Origin of the sequence: Rhodoluna limnophila (genome assembly GCF_005845365.1) — a bacterium.
Classification (GTDB): domain Bacteria; phylum Actinomycetota; class Actinomycetes; order Actinomycetales; family Microbacteriaceae; genus Rhodoluna; species Rhodoluna limnophila.
Genome location: NZ_CP040509.1, coordinates 552324 through 570899, shown reverse-complemented (window position 1 = coordinate 570899; position 18576 = coordinate 552324). Strand labels below are relative to the sequence as shown.

The window sequence follows — 18576 nt, the reverse complement described above, 5'->3', positions numbered from 1 at the left end:
CGTGCGGAATTGAATTACGGGATGACAACGGTTCTCAAAAGTGACCAAAATCTGTGTGTAAACGGCCCTAGAATTTTGGGACACACAAAGGAGTGGCAATGGCACCAAAGGTTACCGAAGTCGATCGCGCAAGAGCGGCGCTGGCTAAGAAACTAGATCTTAGCCAACGCGGTGACGCAGATTTATTGGATCGTTTCGATCGTTGGGGTGGGGATCTAATCGAAGGTCTGCAAGCCACCTACGAGCTGACCGATGTGATCGGGCCACTGATTGACATCATGGTCGATCAGCATGGCAAGCGCAGTGAGACATTAAGACAGCGCGACCGCGAGCGAGTGCTCAACCCAGATTGGTTTCAACGCCCTGACACCATCGGGTATGTGTGCTACACCGACCTATTTGACAAGGACCTCAAGGGCTTGGCCAACCGGGTTGATTACCTCAAGAGACTAAAAGTCTCGTACCTGCACCTTCTGCCTATTCTCGAGCCACGCCCCGGTGAAAGCGATGGCGGCTATGCGGTGATGAATTACCGCGCCCTGCGCAAGGACTTGGGCACAATGGCCGACCTAGCGGCAGTATCCGAACAGCTGCACACCTCCGGAATTTCATTGACCTTGGACCTAGTGCTAAACCACGTCGCGATGGAACACGAATGGGCTGAAAAGGCCAAGCAAGGTGACCAAAAATACCGCGATTATTTCTACGCCTATCCTGACCGCGAAATTCCTGACCAGTTTGAGCAATCACTACCCGAGGTTTTCCCAGATTTCGCACCCGGAAACTTCACCTGGAATCCAGAGATGGAGGCCTGGGTTTGGACAACCTTCAACTCCTATCAGTGGGATGTGAATTGGGCCAATCCAGCAGTATTTTGTGAGTTCGCGGACATTATTGCGAACCTTGCGAATCACGGCGTTGACTGCATACGACTAGATGCAATTGCTTTCATCTGGAAGCGTATGGGAACCATTTGCCAGGGCGAGCCAGAGGTACATGCAATTACCCAAGCGCTACGGGCTTTCTCAAAAATCTTGACCCCGTCAATGATTTACAAGGCTGAGGCAATCGTCGGTCCGGCACAGGTTGGGGCCTATCTGGGTGAAGGCAAGCACGCCGGCAAAGTTTCAGACATGGCCTACCACAACAGCCTTATGGTTCAGATCTGGTCAGCAATTGCCGCAAAGGATGCCAAGCTCCTAGAACTCGTCATGGCCCGTTTCGGCGCTATGCCGGCCAGCACCGCCTGGGGCGTATATCTGCGTTGCCACGATGACATCGGCTGGGCAATTGACGACAGTGACGCGCATCGCGTTGGAATCAACGGACATGACCACCGAATGTTCCTGGCGGATTATTACACCGGAAAGTTTTACGGTTCAGAAGCCCGGGGAGTGGACTTTCAAATTGAAAAACACTCGGGTGAACGACGAACATCAGGAACTGCAGCTGCGCTGACCGGCATCCAGGGTGCCCTAGAGCGCAAGGATAAAGCCGCAGTTGACCTTGCCATCAGACGATACATTTGCGCCTATGCGATGGTGTTTGGTTTTGGCGGAATCCCTTTGCTTTACATGGGAGACGAGATTGCCCTATTCAACGACGATGATTTCGTCAAGGATAAAACCAAACGCGATGACAACCGCTGGATTCACCGCCCCGCCATGCCTTGGCAGGTTGCCGAGGATGCCGCTCAAGGGAAAAAGCCGGGGTCACCAGCTACTCGCGTCCGAAAAGCAATGGAGAACCTGATCCAAGCGAGATTGAACCTTCCTTCTCTGCACGCTGCCGTTGCTACCAAAGTAAGAGCTGGTCAGGGGCACGGAGTGGCGATTTTTGAACGAATCCACCCGAGCGGCAACGTGATTCAGCTTTACAACTTGGCTGAAACCAGACGATGGGTATCGCGAGATGAAATTTTGGCGCTGCCGGATTGGGTGACCGACCAACTTTCCGGTCAAAGTTTTGCCCTTGGCGACGGGTTGGAGTTGGAGCCGTACCAAGTCTTGTGGCTTTCCTAAGCATAAAAAAAGCCCTGGTCGTGGAGGACCAGGGCTTTCGTGTCCAAGAGGGGACTTGAACCCCCACCCTCATAAGAGGACTAGCACCTCAAGCTAGCGCGTCTGCCATTCCGCCACCCGGACAGGTGATTGTCAGTTTTGAGCTTTGACAACTTGAGCAACAATACCAGATAACCGGCTGACTAAATAGACCGCTAGTGCTACCCCTAAGCGAAAAATAGCGGTAGTTTTGGGTTATGGCTCAAGATTCTCGACTAGCACTGCAACAGTTCATCGCCTCATTAGAGCGGCATTTTGAGGCTGTGTCGGCTCGACGCGGCGAGGACGATCCTGCCGTTGAGCAGGCCTACTACCAACTTGAAGATGCCTTTCTCAACTATGAGGAATCTTTGAGCGAGAACTTCGAGGAATACTTGCCAATTGGCCTTGCCGAGGACGAATCTGAGTGAATCCATTTGATGCAGTAATTCTCGGCATCATTCAGGGTCTCACCGAGTTTTTACCCATTTCCTCCAGCGCACACGTACAAATTGCTCAGCAAGCACTGGGGCTTGGCGACATGTCCAAACCTCAACTGACTGCTTTTATTGCAACCATTCAGCTTGGCACCGAGCTTGCTGTGCTGATTTACTTCTGGCGCGACATCGTGCGTATCATCCGGGCTTTTTTCGGGTCATTATCGAAACGCCGCCCGCAAACCATCGAAGCCGCTAAAGACGCCAAAATGGGCTGGCTGATTATCTTGGGCAGTCTGCCAGTGGTTGTCATCGGCCTCGTGTTTCAGGACCTCATTGAGAACCAGCTTCGGAGCCTGTGGGTAATCGGGGTGACTCTGATTGTGTTTGGACTACTTCTTGGCGCAGCTGACCGCTTCGGGAAGCGCCAAAAGGGCATAGATAGCCTGACTACCCGAGATGGCCTTTTGTTTGGACTCGGCCAAGCCTTGGCAGTAATACCGGGTGTGTCCAGATCTGGCGGAACAATCTCGGTGGGCTTGATGATGGGCTACTCGCGTCAGGCAGCGGCACGGTACAGCTTTCTACTGGCCATACCAGCGGTGATAGCAAGCGGTTTTTACCAATTCGCCAAAACCTACCAGGACCTAGCCACGGCTGACTTGGCAGCCACCGCAGTTGCAACCCTGGTCTCATTTGGTGTCGGTTACAGCGTTATCGTCGTGCTCCTGAAGTACCTAAACCGAGGTTCTTTCCTGCCATTCGTAATCTGGCGAGTGGCTCTCGGTTCGACTTTGCTGGTTTTGCTTTCAACGGGAGTGCTCAGCGCCTAGCCAGGTGTCTTACCAAGCTATATGGCCGAATCGTCCTCGTCTGGCTTCTCTTCTGAAGCACGTAAGAATTTTTCAAATTCCATCGCCAGGGCATCTCCTGAGGCAGCTGGGGACTCAACCTCATCGCGGGTCTTCTCGAGCTGAGCGATGTAACCGGCCATGTCTTCATCTGCCTCAGCGGCTTCGTCAATTCCACGTTCCCAATCGAAGGCCTCCTGTGCCAACTCACCGTGTTCAAATTGAACGCCGAGGTACTTCTCGAGTTCGCTAAGCAAAGCGAGGGTTGCCTTCGGCGATGGAGTGTTGTGCACGTAATGCGGTACTGATGCCCATAAGGCAATCGATGGAATAGAAGCCTTTTCCAGAGCGACGCCCAGGACGCTCAAAATTCCGACTGGACCCTCATAATGACTCCGTTCCAGATCAAATGCAGCGCGCGCAGCTTCATTCTGGCTGGTCGCAGTGACCGAAATAGGTCGAGAATGAGGAACATCTGCGAGCATGGCCCCTAGAAAAATGACAGCATCAATTTCACGATCCTCAATCATTTCCATGACCTCTGCCGTGAAAGTCTGCCAACGGCGACTTGGCTCCGTGCCAATCAGTAGGTGCACGCGACCCAAGTCTGGAGATTCGGAAACAACGTCCACTCCCGGTGCACACATTTCGGTTGCTGGCCAGTTGATCACTCGACTCCCCGAGGCATCGTAGGCAACGCTTGGCCGAGTAAAAATGAAGTCGTAGTAGTCCTCTGGGTCCACAGCGCCAACTACATCGCAGTTCAGTTGCTTGGCCAAAAACTTAGCCGCGTTGCTGGCCGATTCCCCGGCATCATTCCAGCCTTCGAAAGCCACAACGAGCGTGCGGCCGGCAAAAATACGATGAGTCAATTTGTTCCCCTGAACCTTTGGATGTTTCAAGTAAAACTCTAAGCGAAGCGGGCAAGGGTAAAATCGGAGCATTATGTTGAAAAATCAGCTGCCTGCAGCAGTCCTCTGGGACATGGATGGCACGCTGGTTGATTCCGAGCACTACTGGATGAAAAGCGAACGCGATCTGGCAGCTGCTCACTCTCGTGAATGGTCCCAGCAGGATGGCTTTGATCTAATTGGAATGAGTCTGTATGACTCATCACAAGTAATCAAAGAGAAACTTGACAGCTCGTTACATCCGCACGAAATTATTACCCGACTCACCGATGGAGTCAGGGAGCAGTTGGCGGTTGAGGTGCCTTGGCGCCCGGGCGCAAAGGAGCTCCTGCTGGCACTCCGCGAAGCTGGCATCAAGACAGCCCTCGTAACCATGTCACTCCATCACATGGCACAGGAAGTCGTGGATCAAATCCCTTTTAAGGCCTTCGATGTAATCGTTGGCGGTGACGACGTTGCCAGAGGAAAGCCGTTTCCAGACCCTTACCTCCGGGCAGCAGAACTGCTCGGAGTCGATGCATCCGACTGCGTTGCAATTGAAGATTCGAATACCGGCCTTCGAAGTGCCGAGGCGGCCGGAACCAGGGCAATTGGCGTACCAAATTTCATCGAGATTCCGCACATCCCGGGTCGGACCATCTGGCCGACCTTGGTAGGAGTCACCGTCGATGACCTTCGTAATCTTTTTTAGATAGGAAACCATGACAAAACTCAGCGATGCCGGCCTACCTACCGGTCCTTTCCGTGCCGGTGATCGAGTTCAGCTCACCGGACCAAAAGGTCGACTTAATACAATCACTCTGATTGAGGGCGCCCGTTACGGCACCCACCGAGGTGATTTGATGCACGACGACATCATCGGCAAGCCTGAAGGTTCAATCATTGCCAACCAGACCGGCGTTGAATACCTGGCTTTCCGCCCACTTCTGAGCGACTTTGTTTTGTCTATGCCGCGAGGCGCCAACATCATCTACCCAAAGGACTCGGCACAGATTGTTGTGATGGGCGACATTTATCCGGGTGCCCGAGTGGTTGAAGCCGGCGTCGGCTCTGGTGGCCTGAGTATGTATCTTCTGCGAGCTATTGGTGATCACGGAACACTCGATTCGTTCGAGCGCCGTTCTGAATTTGCCGAAATTGCCCGTGCCAATGTGGCTACCAACCTAGGCCTGGTTCCAGACAACTGGAACATTCACCTGGGTGATCTTCAGGATGAACTGCCGAAGAAAACCGAACCGGGATCTGTCGATCGAATTGTGCTCGACATGTTGGCACCTTGGGAATGCATCCAAGAGTGCGCAGATGCCCTGACTCCGGGTGGAATCATCATCGGGTACGTTGCGACGGTTACCCAACTTTCTCGATTCACCGAGGCACTGAGAAAGAGCCAGCTTTTTGCCGAGCCAGAGGCCTGGGAATCCATGGTTCGCGGGTGGCACTTACAGGGCTTGGCAGTGCGTCCGGAGCACAGAATGATTGGGCACACCGGATTCCTGGTTACTGCCCGCCGCCTGGCGCCTGGCGCAGTTCTTCCGGACTTCAAAACCACGAAGGCAAAGCCTGAGTTTGCCGATGAGGACTTGGCTGTTTGGAACCCGGATCACATGGGTGAACGGAAAGTTTCAGACAAGAAACTGCGTAAAACCATCCGAAGTGCTAACGCTGCCGCTGAAGCGAAAAGCCAGCAGTAATTTCACAGCACCGCTGAGTAAACTAAAGCCAAACGACTTGAAAGAAATAACCTTGCGCAAATTTATTGCTGTCTTCGCAGCTGCCTCACTTACCGTTACTCTCACCGGATGTGCGTCAGCAAACCCGGTTGATGAACTTTTTGCCGGTGTAGAGCAAACCTGCGACACCTTCGTGGCCGGTGAAAATGCTGCTCAGATCAAGACTTCAGGCACAGCTGGGAGCGTTCCAACTGTGGAATTCCCGACACCCCTAACCTCGGACCAGATCGAGACCAAAATCATCACCGAGGGTGATGGCGCAAAATTCACTGGAGACGAGAGCCTAAAGCTCGAGTTTGTTGCCCTTAACGGCGGCACCGGTGAGGCTTTCCAGTCGACCAAGTTCGATGGCACCGATGCTATTACCCAGACCATCGCTAGCGGACAGTACCCAGACTTCTGTCACGCGCTTTCAGGTGTGCGAGCAGGCTCACGCGTTGCGGTGCTCTTTCCAGCAAAATTTGCCCACCAGGGCGAGGGTGCGAGCGACCTGGGAATTAGCCCGACCGACTCAATCGTCTACATTCTCGACGTGCTAGAAGTTACACTGCCTTACGCAACCGGCGCAGAACAGCCGGCAGAGGCTGGCTTCCCGGCTGTAGTCCGTTCAGCAAAGCATGTGCCAGGTATCACCATGCCAACCGGAGATGCTCCGAAAGAATTCATGGTTTCAACGCTGCTGAAGGGTGTTGGAGACACTGTCAAGCTCAATGATGCGGTGACCATTCACTACAGCGGTTTCGTCTGGGGCGGCGAAAAGTTTGAGTCGACCTGGGACTCAGGAACTCCAGCACAATTCGAACTTCGCGAGGATTCACTAATCAGTGGCTTCATCAAGGCCCTTGAAGGTCAGACAGTGGGCTCGCAGATCATTGCGATCATTCCGCCTGCCGACGGCTATGGTGACACCGCGACCGGAAGCATCCCAGCTAACTCAACCCTAATTTTTGTGGTTGATATCTTGGCTACCAGTTCACCGGCTAACTAAATTTCAAACGGGGGGAGAGTTGACTGAACGCGAATCAACTTGGCAACCGGCCAAGTCTGATAAGTCTGAGCGGTTGCTTCAACTTACCTGTGCGCTGATTTTTGCTGAACGAGGGCTAACTAAGGCTGAAATTTTTAAGGCTGTAACCACATACGCGACAGCACCCCGCAGTAATGATGATGAATCGTTGAACCGGATGTTTGAGCGCGACAAGGCAGATTTGCGAGCCAGCGGTATAAAGCTTGAGCTAGTTGACCCTAAGGCAGACGCAGAGGAACTGCGGTACGTAATAGAAAACGGAAGCTTTGTCTGGCCTCATCAAGTTGAGCTAAGCCCCAAGCAGCTACAAATCCTGAGCCTGGCCGCTCAGGTTTGGGCCAAGGCATCATTGAAGTCTGAGGCTAGCCAGGCGCTGGTTCGACTGCGAGCACTTGGAATTGCGCCATCGGCAGAAGACCTCATTGGATTTGCTCCAAGGATTCAAACCAGAGAGCCGAGTTTCACACCTCTCAACTCGGCCATTGATGACCAGCATGAAGTCGAATTCGATTACCGTAAACCGGACGGCACAGTAAGTAAGCGGCGCGTACAGCCTTGGTCGCTCAGAAACATCGATGGCCAATGGATGCTTCAGTGTTATGACCTGGGTGCATCGGAGGCCCGCAACTTTTTGCTAAAACGAATAGTTTCAAAAGTGAAACTAGTCAAAACTGAGGATGGGCCCGTTTCATTCGAGGCACCAACCGAGGATGCCATTCAGGCTGCTACTAATTCACTAAACGAATTCATCAAGAACAACGTTGCCGAGCTAAAAGTGGCCCGTGATAGCCAGGCCTGGTTTCACTTTCACCTTGACGATGACCTGGGTTCGGCACCCGATGTAATTGTTCAGCTGCACTATTTAGACGTGCATCTGCTCGCCGAAGAATTGCGAAATTTTGCATTGGACATCGAAGTGATTCGACCAAGAGAGCTTGCCGACGCAATCAACAACGGATTCGCGAGAGTGGCGGCTGATCATGCCTAAATTGAACACTTTCAACGGCGAGGACCGCCTCAACTTTTTACTTTCCTTGGTTGGCTTTCTTCAAAATCGCGGACCAGTTTCCATCGCAGAGGCAGCCCAGCACTTTGAGTTGAGTGTTGAGTATGTTCGAAAAGCGGTCACCTCGATAAACGAAGCGCGAGCTGACATAAATGGTTTTGAAGAATGGTTCTTCATGATCGATTTAGACGCTCTCGAAGAAGAAGGCATGTTGTCACTCACCGACAACCTGGTTCTTGATGGCGCCCCAAGGCTTTCGACTCGGCAAACCTCGGCCATCGCGGCGGGCCTAAATTACCTTGCATCGATGCCAGAGTTTGCCAACGATGACGACGTGAAATTCTTGGTTGACCTAATTTCAGAAGGACAGGTTCGCAGCTCGGGTGCCCGGGTTGAAGTGAAGCCTGGAACGGTAGAGGCCGGCCTAGAGTTGCTCCGACGCGCAATTCTTGATGGAGTTCAGATCTCCTGCGAGTATTTCAACCAAAAAGGTGAGCGCACTAACCGGGTTATTGAACCACTCCGCCTAGATCCAAGCCCTGATGGCACTTATCTGCGCGGGTTTTGTCCACTTAACCAAGAGGTTCGAAACTTTCGCCTGGACCGAATGCGCTCTATTGACTTGCTCAACGAACCACTCACCGCTCAAGCCTTGGCGGTGGGCCAAATCGACGATGCCATTTATGTCGCGGGCATTACCGACACTCAAGTCACTGTTGAAGTCGACCCAGAAGCCTATGGCCTAATCGCAGAGTTCCAGCCACTTTCTGAACCTAAAGACGTTGGAAATTCTAAGATTCGCACCACGATAAGCATTGGCCACCTGCCGAATATTGGGCGCCTGATAGCCCGCTACGGCGGTTCTGCAAGAGTTATCGAACCTGCGCAGGCTAGGACTATCGTGCGGGAATACGCACAAAAGGCGATGCGCGAGAATCCAGCTCCAAAACAAATTGAGGATGAGGGATAGCCGTGGGGTTCTGGGCCTGGTTCTGGATTTGGTGCGGTCTAGCTGCGGGTGCGCTCGTGGTGTTTGCGTTTATCGCCCGTTCGCTCTTCATTCGTCTCGAAAGCGTGATGCATCAGCTCGAGAGAATTCTTAGTTCTGCAGAGCGATTGTCGGCCGCTATGGAGGCACCCGCTGAATATGTGGGGCCTGAAAGTAATGTTCTCGACGACCCAGATGTGCTGTTAGCTAAACGGGCGCAATTGCTGAGTGACAAAGCCAGAAAACGCGAGGCCAGACAGCGTAGGCTTATAAGGTCCCTAAAGAACTTCAACCCCGATGAAAGCAGGTTTCACTGATGCGACTACAAGGCTGGGAATGGATCATCATCCTCGTCATCGTCATGTTGTTGTGGGGCGGACCGAAACTTCCGGGTTTGGCAAAGAGCCTCGCGCAGTCACTGCGTATTTTCAAAAAAGAAATTAAGAGCGATGACACCACCACTGGCGCCAACGGCGAGGGCACAAAGCCTGAAACCAAATAGTCGCCGGTCTAGTTAGTTATGGCTAGAAAGCGCAACCCCGAGGGCAAGATGAACCTCGGAGGTCACCTCAAGGAACTAAGAAAACGACTGTTCTGGTCGTCGCTGTTTATTCTTGGCGGAACCGTTGTCGGCTGGATAATTTTTGAGCCAGTTTTTCAGGTATTGCAAGGCCCAATTGTTGAACTCGCAGCCGAGCGCGGCATCAACGCAACTCTGAATATTGGCACTGTAGCCGGAGCCTTTGACCTTCAACTGCAGGTGTCTATCTTCCTCGGCATCATGCTCACCAGCCCAATTTGGCTCTACAACCTTTGGGCATTCATCACCCCAGGGCTTAAGCAAAAAGAGCGTCGCTACACACTAGGTTTTCTATTCAGTGCCATTCCGCTTTTTGCTGCGGGATGTTGGCTTGCCTGGATTTCGCTGCCGAGCTTTGTGGCTACTTTGATTGGCTTTACACCTACCGGCACAGCAAACGTGATCAACGCCAACGAATACATTCTCTTCACGATTCGCATCTTGTTAGTTTTCGGCATTGCCTTTGTTCTTCCGGTCGTTCTAGTGCTGCTCAACTTTGCCGGGTTACTGACTACAAAAAACATCTTGAACTCCTGGCGGATCGCCGTATTTGTCATTGCGCTGATTGCCGCGCTGGCGACCCCAACCGCCGACCCAATGTCGATGTTTTTGGTCATGATTCCTCTGGTTGCGCTCTATTTCTTAGCCGCCGCAGTAACAGCGATAAATGACAAACGACGTGCCAAACGGGACGCCAAAATCGAAACAGAATTGACGGAAACCCTGTGAGTGAAATCGAGTTGAGTGCGGCCGAAAGGTTTGCCCTCGCCAAAAAGAAGGCTAAGGCGCCATCGCTGGATAGTTTTCTAAAACTGTTGGATTTTCCACTCGATGACTTTCAGGAGAAGTCCTGTTTGGCTCTGGCCGCCGGTAAAGGCGTTCTGGTTGCTGCGCCGACCGGAGCCGGAAAGACCATCATCGGTGAGTTTGCAATTCACCTGGCCATCGAAAAGAACCTGAAGGTCTTTTACACCACGCCCATTAAGGCCCTGAGCAATCAAAAGTATGCCGAACTCGTCAAACGATACGGCGCCGAACGGGTCGGACTGCTTACCGGCGACACCAATCAGAATTCAGACGCCCAAATTGTGGTTATGACCACAGAGGTGTTGCGAAACATGATTTACGCAAACTCGAATGCACTAATCAGCCTGGGCTTTGTCGTGATGGATGAGGTCCACTATCTTGCCGACCGCTTCCGAGGTGCTGTCTGGGAAGAAGTTATTCTCCACCTTCCAAAAGACGTCAAAATTGTGTCACTCAGCGCCACGGTGTCGAACGCCGAGGAATTCGGTGCCTGGCTTGACGAGGTTCGCGGGGACACAGAAATTATCGTTTCTGAAATCCGACCGGTCCCACTCAACCAGCACGTACTCTTTGGCGACGAACTCATCGAGTTGTTCGATGATCAGGGTAAAGACGTACGAGTCAACCCAGAACTAGCTCAAATGCATGCCTCAAAGATGCGGCAGCCGATAAACCGACCTCAGCGAGGCAAGAAAGTCTCGTACCACGAAGCCCGCGCCCAGCAAGCACGAATTCCTAGAATTTCGAAGCCTGAAATAGTCGATATTCTTGACGAGGCAGAGCTACTACCGGCGATCTTCTTTATCTTCTCCCGAGTTGGCTGTGAGGCTGCGGTGAAGGCTTGCCAAAGCAGCTCGATTCGCCTAACGACAACTGAAGAAAAGCAAGAAATCCGCCGGGTAGTAGAAGAAAAGTGCTACAACATTGCCGATGAGGACCTCGCTACCCTTGGTTACTTTGAGTGGCTTAGCGGATTGGAGCGGGGCGTCGCCGCGCACCACGCAGGTATGTTGCCGGCGTTCAAAGAGGTTGTCGAAGAACTCTTTCTACGCAAGTTAGTCAAGGTGGTTTTTGCGACTGAGACCTTGGCACTGGGCATAAACATGCCGGCTCGAACCGTGGTTCTTGAGCGCCTGGATAAATTCAACGGCGAGGGCCGAGTCCAAATCACACCGGGGGAGTACACCCAATTGACCGGTCGCGCTGGTCGTCGAGGTATCGACACTCAGGGACATTCGGTCATTCAGTGGAGTGCGAACATGGACCCAAACAACGTTGCGGGTCTTGCCAGCAAGCGCACCTATCCGTTGGTGAGCCCATTCCGACCTACCTACAACATGGCTGTAAACCTGATTGAGGCATTTGGTCGCGAGCGAGCAAGAGAAGTGCTCGAAACCTCTTTCGCCCAATTTCAAGCTGACCGCTCGGTGGTTGGTTTGGCAAGAGGAATCCGCGAAAAGCAGGTTTCTCTGGATGGTTATGCCAAGGCAATGGAGTGCCACAAGGGCGATTTCGTTGAGTACGCCACTATTCGACGCGAAATCAGCGACCTAGAGCGCGCTTTGGCGGCCAGCCGAGTTCGCGCAGATCGAGGCAAAGACATTCGCCAGAGCAAAGGTCGCCACCTTCAAGAACAGCGCCTCAATCAGCTGAAGCGCGACATGCGATCTCACGCCTGTCACAGTTGTCAGGATCGCGAAGCCCACGCCAGGTGGGGCGAGCGTTGGTTCAAACTGCAGCGTGAGCTGGAGGGTATCCTCAACCAGATCGAGGGGCGCACCAATCAGGTTGCGAAAACCTTCGACCGCATCTGCGGAATGCTGGCGGACCTAAATTACATCGCTCCTGACCAAGAAGGAGATTACGACGTCCTGGACGCTGGTCGAACCTTGGCCCGCATCTACGGCGAGCGCGACCTGCTGATTTCAGAGTGTCTGCGCGAAGGTGTTTGGAAGAACTTGGATGCACCGTCACTGGCCGCCGTGGCAGCATCTCTGGTCTATGAGGCCAGACGAGATGAAGAGTGGGAACCTAGGGTTCCAAAGGGAAATTTTGCTGAGGTAATTGAAACTACGCAGGATATTTGGCACGAACTCGAGGAACTATCTCGCCACCACAAGTTGCGCCAAACGCCACCGTTGGACCTAAGCCTGGCGTTGCCAATCCATCGATGGGCAAGCGGCGCACGCCTGGATACGGTGCTAGACAGCGCTGACTTGCTGGCCGGTGACTTTATCCGTTGGACCAAGCAAATCATTGACCTGCTCGATCAAATTGCCCAAACCGCAGATTCAGGTCTTGCGGAAACAGCAAAACTTGCTGTCACTAAAGTCAAACGCGGCATCGTCGCCTATTCCTACTACGGATAACAATGGCCCCTAAGCACATCTTGTATCGCCTAGCTCGGGTTTGGCGCGTGCTTGCTGCCCTCGTGGGCGGTCTGCTGTCCAGCCTGGCAATGCCGAGGGAGGGCATCTGGCCACTGATTTTTGCATCGGTTGCCCTACTCGTACTGTCCGTTCACAACTTACGCTTCAGGGCAGCGCTTGGTATCGGTTTCATCGGAGGATTGACCTATTACCTGAGCCAAATCGAGTGGCTGAGCCTATATCTAGGTCCGGTACCATGGCTGGCGCTTTCAGTTCTAGAGGCAGCGATTTTTGCGGGCGGTCTGGCAGTGCTGGCGTTGGTGTGGCGTTGGCTTGACGAGACCCTATCGGCATCTGCCTGGAAGCCTATTCTCACCGCCTTGGCACTGGCCCTGGTCTGGACTGCCCGAGAGTGGGTGGCTATCAGCCTGCCCTACGGAGGCTTTCCTTGGAGTCGACTGGCACAAACTCAATCGGAGTCAATTCTTTCTAAGTGGGTTTATGTCGGCGGCTTGGGGTGGCTGACATTTCTCGTTGCGTTGGTTGGGGCTGCATTGGCTGTATTTGTCGCCACAAACTTTAAAGGCCGAGTGCGGTTCAGTTGGGTTACACCTGCAGCTGCCTCACTTTTAGTACTGGCGCTACCACTGGCCATTTTGTTGCCGACCGAACCTGAAAACGGGACCCTTGTGGTGGGAAGTGTGCAGGGAAATGCCAAAGCTGGTCTGTTTGCCAACACTGAGCGGGGGACTATCCTCAACAACCATCTCGATGCAACTGAGCTTTTGAAGGAGCACCCTCGATTCAATGAGCTGGACCTAGTGGTTTGGCCAGAGAACGCTTCAGATCTGAGCCCATTCAGAGATGTCACGGCAAGTCAGCAGATTAGCCATCTTGTTGATGAGGAACTAGGTGTTCCTCTAGTTTTTGGAACCATAACGGAGCGCGGTGAGAAGCTCTTCAACAGTTCCATCCTTTGGGAGCCACTCACCGGACCGGTGGACTACTACGATAAACAGCGCCCCGTTCCGTTTGCCGAGTATGTGCCTGACCGTGACTTCTGGTACCAATTGGCCCCGGATCTAATTGGGTTGATTTCTCGCGGATACTCGTTTGGCGAGCGTGACGGCATCTACGAGTTGGCTCAGGGGCCAGTTGGCACCCTGATTTGCTTTGAGATTGCGATTGATGACATCGGACGCAACCTAGTCAATCAAGGGGCCCAGGTAATACTTTCCCAGACCAACAACGCAGACTTTGGTTTCAGTGACGAGACTTTTCAGCAGGCAGCATTTGCCAAACTCAGGGCTATCGAAACCGGTCGGGCAGTTGTAAACGTGTCGACCGTTGGCGTCACTGCCGTTTATGGACCGGATGGGCAAACCCTCGACCAACTAGAAACTTTCACCGCCGGCGCGATGGTTACCGAAGTTCCTCTTCGGACCAGCCTTACACCTGGGGTCGCTGTTGGGGGAGCAGTAGACCTGGCAATCAATCTTTTGGCATCTCTGCTGACCGTCTTGGCTATCGCTCACCGTTACCGCACTAGAAAACCAAAGGAGTTAGCTTGAGAACTTTGGTTTTGATGCCAACCTTCAATGAAATCGAAAGCTTGGCACACTCGGTTGCCGAGCTTCGCGAAGTTTGCCCGCAGGTTGACCTGCTAATCATCGATGACAATAGCCCCGATGGCACCGGACACCTGGCTGATCGCCTTGCCGCCAAAGATCCACAGATTTCTGTGCTGCACCGCTCTGAAAAAGGCGGTTTGGGCGCCGCTTACCTTTCGGGATTCGGCTTGGCGATTGATAGAGGCTATGAGATTGTCATCGAGATGGACGCTGATGGTAGTCATCGGGCAATTGATTTGCCGAAAATTTTGGAGAAAGCCCAAACAGCCGACCTAGTAATCGGCTCTCGTTGGATTCCTGGGGGAGCGGTGGTCAACTGGCCAGCACACCGAAAAGCTATTTCTAAAATCGGCAACCTCTATGCAAACCTGATGCTAAGAACCGGCATCAAGGACATGACCGCAGGATTCCGCGCATTTAATGTTGAATTCCTGAAGGGGCTGAACCTGGAAGGCATTGCCGCACGCGGATACGCTTTTCAAGTTGAAATGGCCCTAAGGTCAAAGCGCGCCGGGGGAGAAGTAGTCGAAGTTCCAATCACATTTGTAGAACGCACACTGGGTTCCTCAAAAATGACAACAGCCATAGTGCTCGAGGCACTATGGCTGGTCACCAAGTGGGGTTTTTACAGGTCTGCTTGACCACCGGCACGGCGTGCACGGATGTAGTCCAAGCGCTCCTGAAGAATCTCTTCAAGTTCTTCGCGGGTGCGGCGTTCCAGCAGCATCTCCCAGTGAGAACGTGGGGTTTTGTCATCCGAAGCGTCAAGAACAATCATCTTGCCGTCTTCCAAAAGGGTTGCCTGCTCTGGGCACTGCTTGCACTGCCAGGTCTGAGGAATTTCTGCGTCAGCTGCAAAAACCATCTCAGAAACGTGGTTGTTTACACACTGGTAAGAGTGGTTTGAACGAGCTGAGTAGTTGACTCCGCGTTCACTTTCAAGACTCTGGGTACCTAGGCGCATTCCGCGCATGGTCTGCTGTGCCATTTATCCTCCAAATAATCACGGCCTTTTGGGCCTTTCGACGAGGAACAACTCGGCGAGAACAGTCAATCTTCCCGCAAAGGTGGGGTTAACAGCAAACTCACAGCCTGTTTTGACGGATATTCACAGCCAAATCACATCTATCGGTGACCAGCCCATTGGCACCGAGATCGAGCAATTCGCTCATTTCATCAGGGGAGTTGATGGTCCAGTAGTGCACTTCTAGCCCAGCCTGCTGAACCGCCCGTATAAATCCAGCGCTGTCAAACCGGAGGAGTCCACTGGAGCGAGGAATTTGCAGGGCAGTCAACGAGCCAAAAAACACCGGCAATAAGCGGCCGAGTCTGAGTTTTATCAGCAGATAAATGACCAAAAGCTCGGTTGCACTTGCCGAGGATTGAACTGGATTTGAAATTGACCGAAGCGCCGCTGCCCGGCGCCTTTTTCGAAACGAGGTGATCAGCACCCGATCAGCAGCGGAATGACGATTGACGACTTCGGCAACCGCTGACGCCGCACGAATATCCTTGACATCGATGTTGAATCGAGCCGAAGGAAAGGTCAGCAATACCTCTTCAAGTGAGTGCAATTGAACACCTACAGCGCCCAAGTGGCTTTTTAGCATCGAAAAAGGCTGCCGGCCAATCCGGATCTTCTGACCGGTGAATCGCAAAAGGTCGGCATCGTGAAAAACCAACGCAACACCGTCAGATGTAGCGCGCACATCGGTTTCGATAATGTCGGCACCTGCAGCCAGAGCCGCCTGAAAAGCTGCGATGGTGTTCTCGTGCGGTGAATCTTCAGTGATGAGCCCTCGGTGCGCCAATATCTGGAAGGCTGGCGTTTTACCGTGCAGACTCGAACTCATAATCCGAGCATATGACAGTTCTGGGGCAAACTTAACTCATGAGACCCGGACAACACCGTGAAACGGCCCGTGTAATTCTTGTGGACGATGAAAATCGATTCTTCCTGTTGCTCACCCATTTTGATCCTGAGGTCGGTTTGCCACCTAGATGGATAACTCCGGGTGGCGGGATTGACTTTGGTGAGACGCCATTAGAGGCCGCCGTGCGTGAACTTAGCGAAGAAACTGGCATCAAGCTGGCTCCAGAAGACCTCGGAGATCAAATTTGGCAAACATCGGGAACCTGGACCTGGGCTGACGGAAATCAGCACACGTATGTGGATTATTTCTATAGCCATCGGGTTTCGAACTTTGAACTTGAGACAACCGGCTGGACTGATGACGAGCGCCGAGATGTCTTAGAACACCGATGGTGGAGCGTTGACGAACTAATTGCCTCTGGCGAGTTAGTTGGACCACACGGGTTGGTTTCCTTTTTGCGCAACCACTTTTGAGCTCAACCACTAACGCCGATAATGTACATTATGTCAAGTAATGTTTCGAAACCGGTCCCCGCCGAGAATTTTCCACGAGGTGCTCGGGCTACGCTGTTGCAGCGACCCAATCAGCAACTTTTTCAGCCGCTGCGCCGCTTTCTAGGGCTGTGGTCACTTTCTGGAGTGCGTCTTCAAATCGAAGCTCCAATGAAACATCGCTTCGGGATGGATCTTTGGCCAATTCGTAGGCAACCACGCCACCGGCTGCGTTAAGCAAAACGATGTCCTTAATCGCACCCAAGTTTCCACTGGATTCCCCGGCAAACAGGTCACGAGCAACGGCAGCGTTCTGAACGGCATCCCCGCCAAGTAGCGAATCGACATTAGCCTTGGCCAAGCCAAGTTTTGTCGGTTGAAGCCCAAATTGCTGCACCTCTCCCCCGACTACCTGCCAAATTTGGCTGTCAGCAACGGTTGAGAGTTCATCGAGGCCATCGTTGCCTCTAAATACCAAGCCGGTACGGCCGCGCGCTGCTAACTCCTGCGCCAAAAGAGGCGCCATGGTGGCATTTGAAACACCGAGTGAAGTTGCAATTGGTTGGACTGGGTTGGCCAGCGGACCTAAAAAGTTGAATGTGGTTGGCACGCCAAGCGCCTTGCGCACCGGACCAACGAAGCGCATGGCTGGGTGAAAAACCGGAGCAAAGAAGAAAGTGATGCCCACTTTTCTGAAAACCTCTGCAACCTGTTCGGGAGTTTGGTCTAACCGGATACCCAATGCCTCGAGCATCTCAGAAGAGCCGGTCTTGCCTGATGCAGAACGTGAACCGTGCTTGAGGACCGGAATTCCGGCACTGGCAACCACAATCGAAGCCATGCTGGAAATGTTCACGGTCCCGATGAGGTCTCCCCCGGTTCCAACAATATCCACTGCGTCAGAACCAGTATCGAGCTTGACCGAATTGAGCAGCATGGCGTCGACCAGACCAGAAAGTTCAGCCACGGTTTCTCCCTTGGCGCGCATGGCCGTCATGAATCCGGCCATCACTGGTTCAGGTGTCTCTCCCCCAAGAAATTGACCCATGACCCAGCTGGATTCTGCTCGAGTTAGATCGGTTCGGTCGATCAGTTTGGTCAAAATCGAAGGCCAGGTCAATGCTGAGGTCATAACCCAAAGTTTATTGCCGAATTTCTCGAATTCATGCCCAAAAAATGCCGATTTCAGGCACTTCTCAGGGTTAGGATTGAAGCATGACGACCTTAAGCGCACCTGTCATTAACCGCCCAAGTTCAACCTCGGTTGGAACAATCGTTTGGCTTGGAAGCGAGGTGATGTTCTTTGCTGGCCTTTTCGCGATGTACTTCAGCCTTCGCGCAAACTCGCCTGAAATCTGGGCTCACGACACAGCGATCCTGAACGTCCCGTTCGCTCTGGTAAACACCATCATCTTGGTCGCCTCATCTTTCACCGCTCAGTTCGGTGTTTTTGCTGCTGAGCGCCTTCAGCCACGTGCCACCGGTTGGTCACCAGCCAAGTGGGGTGTGGCCGAGTGGTTCATGCTCAGCTACTTCTTGGGCGCAATCTTCGTGGCCGGTCAGGTCTGGGAGTACGCCACCTTGATCTCCGAGGGTGTCGCTCTCAACTCAAACTCTTACGGCAGCGCCTTCTACATCACCACCGGATTCCACGCACTTCACGTAACCGGCGGTCTAGTCGCGTTTCTGCTAATCATCGGCCGCACCTACGCAGCCAAGAAGTACGGACACTACGAGGCGACCAGTGCCATCGTGGTTTCTTACTACTGGCACTTCGTTGACGTGGTCTGGATCGGCCTGTTCCTTATCGTTTACGTTTTGAAATAAAGAGAGAC

The 18576-nt window shown here is 53.0% G+C and carries 19 protein-coding genes and 1 tRNA gene; 15 read left to right on the top strand and 5 right to left on the bottom strand.

The genetic code is table 11. From position 1 onward, the window contains the following. The first annotated feature begins 98 nt into the window (after positions 1-98). On the top strand, positions 99-2021 hold the full coding sequence (locus FFA38_RS02790; RefSeq protein ID WP_138315460.1) for an alpha-amylase family protein: 1923 nt from the start codon (positions 99-101) through the stop codon (positions 2019-2021). A 40-nt stretch (positions 2022-2061) separates the two neighbouring features. Here the strand turns inward: FFA38_RS02790 and FFA38_RS02785 are convergent. After that, a tRNA-Leu gene (locus FFA38_RS02785) sits at positions 2062-2144 on the bottom strand. 113 nt (positions 2145-2257) lie between these two features. Here FFA38_RS02785 and FFA38_RS02780 point away from each other — a divergent pair. Then, complete coding sequence (locus tag FFA38_RS02780) at positions 2258-2470, top strand: hypothetical protein (RefSeq protein WP_138275289.1); 213 nt, start codon at positions 2258-2260, stop codon at positions 2468-2470. Next, a complete protein-coding gene (locus FFA38_RS02775; RefSeq protein ID WP_138315459.1) occupies positions 2467-3309 on the top strand; it encodes an undecaprenyl-diphosphate phosphatase in 843 nt (280 codons plus the stop codon). The genes FFA38_RS02780 and FFA38_RS02775 overlap by 4 nt, the downstream gene beginning before the upstream one ends. 17 nt (positions 3310-3326) lie before the next feature. Here FFA38_RS02775 and FFA38_RS02770 read toward each other — a convergent pair whose 3' ends face one another. Continuing rightward, positions 3327-4199, bottom strand: coding sequence for a proteasome assembly chaperone family protein (locus tag FFA38_RS02770; protein ID WP_253786195.1), 873 nt, complete (start codon positions 4197-4199; stop codon positions 3327-3329). Positions 4200-4272: 73 nt separating this feature from the next. Between FFA38_RS02770 and FFA38_RS02765 the strand changes: the two genes are divergently transcribed. The 10 genes from FFA38_RS02765 (at position 4273) to FFA38_RS02720 (ending at position 15017) form a co-directional block, all read left to right on the top strand. Then, on the top strand, positions 4273-4929 hold the full coding sequence (locus tag FFA38_RS02765; RefSeq protein ID WP_138315457.1) for an HAD family hydrolase: 657 nt from the start codon (positions 4273-4275) through the stop codon (positions 4927-4929). Positions 4930-4939: 10 nt separating this feature from the next. Beyond that, complete coding sequence (locus tag FFA38_RS02760; RefSeq protein ID WP_138315456.1) at positions 4940-5929, top strand: tRNA (adenine-N1)-methyltransferase; 990 nt, start codon at positions 4940-4942, stop codon at positions 5927-5929. Positions 5930-5966: 37 nt separating this feature from the next. After that, entirely contained in the window at positions 5967-6956 is a 990-nt protein-coding gene (locus FFA38_RS02755; protein ID WP_172955988.1) for an FKBP-type peptidyl-prolyl cis-trans isomerase, read from the top strand. Positions 6957-6975: 19 nt separating this feature from the next. Then, the gene (locus FFA38_RS02750; protein ID WP_138315454.1) at positions 6976-7983 is read left to right on the top strand and encodes a helix-turn-helix transcriptional regulator; all 1008 of its coding nucleotides are present in this window, start codon (positions 6976-6978) and stop codon (positions 7981-7983) included. Next, a complete protein-coding gene (locus tag FFA38_RS02745) occupies positions 7976-8971 on the top strand; it encodes a helix-turn-helix transcriptional regulator (RefSeq protein WP_138315453.1) in 996 nt (331 codons plus the stop codon). The genes FFA38_RS02750 and FFA38_RS02745 overlap by 8 nt, the downstream gene beginning before the upstream one ends. Before the next feature lie 334 nt (positions 8972-9305). Continuing rightward, positions 9306-9491: a twin-arginine translocase TatA/TatE family subunit gene (locus FFA38_RS02740; RefSeq protein WP_138275281.1), complete on the top strand. Its 186-nt coding sequence runs from the start codon at positions 9306-9308 to the stop codon at positions 9489-9491. A gap of 18 nt (positions 9492-9509) precedes the next feature. Next, positions 9510-10298 (top strand): twin-arginine translocase subunit TatC, encoded by a 789-nt coding sequence (gene tatC / locus FFA38_RS02735; RefSeq protein WP_138275280.1) that lies wholly within the window; start codon positions 9510-9512, stop codon positions 10296-10298. After that, complete coding sequence (locus FFA38_RS02730; RefSeq protein WP_138275279.1) at positions 10295-12745, top strand: DEAD/DEAH box helicase; 2451 nt, start codon at positions 10295-10297, stop codon at positions 12743-12745. The genes tatC and FFA38_RS02730 overlap by 4 nt, the downstream gene beginning before the upstream one ends. A 2-nt stretch (positions 12746-12747) precedes the next feature. Further along, complete coding sequence (lnt, locus tag FFA38_RS02725; protein WP_138315452.1) at positions 12748-14316, top strand: apolipoprotein N-acyltransferase; 1569 nt, start codon at positions 12748-12750, stop codon at positions 14314-14316. After that, complete coding sequence (locus FFA38_RS02720; RefSeq protein WP_216641752.1) at positions 14313-15017, top strand: polyprenol monophosphomannose synthase; 705 nt, start codon at positions 14313-14315, stop codon at positions 15015-15017. The genes lnt and FFA38_RS02720 overlap by 4 nt, the downstream gene beginning before the upstream one ends. On the opposite strand, the gene FFA38_RS02715 is transcribed toward FFA38_RS02720, so the two are convergent. Further along, on the bottom strand, positions 15002-15364 hold the full coding sequence (locus FFA38_RS02715) for an RNA polymerase-binding protein RbpA (RefSeq protein ID WP_138275277.1): 363 nt from the start codon (positions 15362-15364) through the stop codon (positions 15002-15004). The genes FFA38_RS02720 and FFA38_RS02715 overlap by 16 nt on opposite strands. A gap of 97 nt (positions 15365-15461) precedes the next feature. Continuing rightward, the gene (locus tag FFA38_RS02710; RefSeq protein WP_138315451.1) at positions 15462-16229 is read right to left on the bottom strand and encodes a glycerophosphodiester phosphodiesterase family protein; all 768 of its coding nucleotides are present in this window, start codon (positions 16227-16229) and stop codon (positions 15462-15464) included. A gap of 38 nt (positions 16230-16267) precedes the next feature. Here FFA38_RS02710 and FFA38_RS02705 point away from each other — a divergent pair, with 38 nt between their 5' ends. Next, positions 16268-16723 carry an NUDIX hydrolase gene (locus FFA38_RS02705; protein ID WP_138315450.1) on the top strand — a complete coding sequence of 152 codons (456 nt, stop codon included), beginning with the start codon at positions 16268-16270 and terminating at the stop codon, positions 16721-16723. Between the two features lie 88 nt (positions 16724-16811). Here the strand turns inward: FFA38_RS02705 and trpD are convergent, their stop codons facing one another. After that, positions 16812-17873: an anthranilate phosphoribosyltransferase gene (gene trpD, locus FFA38_RS02700; RefSeq protein WP_138315449.1), complete on the bottom strand. Its 1062-nt coding sequence runs from the start codon at positions 17871-17873 to the stop codon at positions 16812-16814. Positions 17874-17956: 83 nt separating this feature from the next. Between trpD and ctaE the strand changes: the two genes are divergently transcribed. Next, positions 17957-18568 carry an aa3-type cytochrome oxidase subunit III gene (ctaE, locus tag FFA38_RS02695; protein ID WP_138315448.1) on the top strand — a complete coding sequence of 204 codons (612 nt, stop codon included), beginning with the start codon at positions 17957-17959 and terminating at the stop codon, positions 18566-18568. The last annotated feature ends 8 nt before the right edge of the window (positions 18569-18576 follow it).

Bases quoted from the DNA above. Each gene is read 5' to 3' on its own strand.
- FFA38_RS02790 (WP_138315460.1), top strand. From the start codon at position 99: ATGGCACCAAAGGTTACCGAAGTCGATCGCGCAAGAGCGGCGCTGGCT.
- FFA38_RS02780 (WP_138275289.1), top strand. From the start codon at position 2,258: ATGGCTCAAGATTCTCGACTAGCACTGCAACAGTTCATCGCCTCATTA.
- FFA38_RS02765 (WP_138315457.1), top strand. From the start codon at position 4,273: ATGTTGAAAAATCAGCTGCCTGCAGCAGTCCTCTGGGACATGGATGGC.
- FFA38_RS02760 (WP_138315456.1), top strand. From the start codon at position 4,940: ATGACAAAACTCAGCGATGCCGGCCTACCTACCGGTCCTTTCCGTGCC.
- FFA38_RS02745 (WP_138315453.1), top strand. From the start codon at position 7,976: ATGCCTAAATTGAACACTTTCAACGGCGAGGACCGCCTCAACTTTTTA.
- FFA38_RS02740 (WP_138275281.1), top strand. From the start codon at position 9,306: ATGCGACTACAAGGCTGGGAATGGATCATCATCCTCGTCATCGTCATG.
- tatC (WP_138275280.1), top strand. From the start codon at position 9,510: ATGGCTAGAAAGCGCAACCCCGAGGGCAAGATGAACCTCGGAGGTCAC.
- lnt (WP_138315452.1), top strand. From the start codon at position 12,748: ATGGCCCCTAAGCACATCTTGTATCGCCTAGCTCGGGTTTGGCGCGTG.
- FFA38_RS02715 (WP_138275277.1), bottom strand. From the start codon at position 15,364: ATGGCACAGCAGACCATGCGCGGAATGCGCCTAGGTACCCAGAGTCTT.
- FFA38_RS02710 (WP_138315451.1), bottom strand. From the start codon at position 16,229: ATGAGTTCGAGTCTGCACGGTAAAACGCCAGCCTTCCAGATATTGGCG.
- FFA38_RS02705 (WP_138315450.1), top strand. From the start codon at position 16,268: ATGAGACCCGGACAACACCGTGAAACGGCCCGTGTAATTCTTGTGGAC.
- trpD (WP_138315449.1), bottom strand. From the start codon at position 17,873: ATGACCTCAGCATTGACCTGGCCTTCGATTTTGACCAAACTGATCGAC.
- ctaE (WP_138315448.1), top strand. From the start codon at position 17,957: ATGACGACCTTAAGCGCACCTGTCATTAACCGCCCAAGTTCAACCTCG.